This window comes from Microbacterium sp. AISO3, assembly GCF_002204305.1.
Lineage (GTDB): Bacteria > Actinomycetota > Actinomycetes > Actinomycetales > Microbacteriaceae > Microbacterium > Microbacterium arborescens.
Map to the genome: position 1 here is coordinate 1 of NZ_NHRF01000083.1, position 433 is coordinate 433.

At 64.7% G+C, this 433-nt stretch carries 1 protein-coding gene; it reads right to left on the minus strand.

All coding sequences use genetic code 11. The features are described 5' to 3' along the window. Positions 1 to 419 (minus strand): aminotransferase class I/II-fold pyridoxal phosphate-dependent enzyme (locus CBF90_RS16420; protein WP_242435708.1); only part of this gene is annotated, 419 nt, incomplete at its 3' end. Positions 420 to 433: the final 14 nt, after the last annotated feature.

The window sequence follows — 433 nt, forward strand, 5'->3', positions numbered from 1 at the left end:
TATCCGGCCCGGATTCCAGCCAGACCGTAGGTTTTTGTCATGGAGCGCAGGACGAGGAGGTCGTCCATATCGCTTCCAATAAGGGACTGGGACTCATCGGTGGCGTCCATGAAGGCCTCGTCCACGACGAGGATCCTTCCGGGGCGGCGCAGAGCCAGCAGGTCGGTAGCCGGGTGCAGTCTGCCAGTGGGATTCGTCGGGTTCCCGACGACGACGAGGTCGGCATCGTCGGGGACGAGGTCCGGGTCGAGGGCGAACCCATCGGACACGTTAAGGATGTGCCGACCGACGCTAATCCCGGCCGCTCTCAGAGCAGCTTCGGGCTCGGTGAACTGGGGGTGGACGACGATTGCGTGACGAGGTTCGAGGGTGGCGACCAGCGGGAAAGCCTCTGCAGCACCTGCGGTGGGCAGCACCATGTCGGTAGGCACCC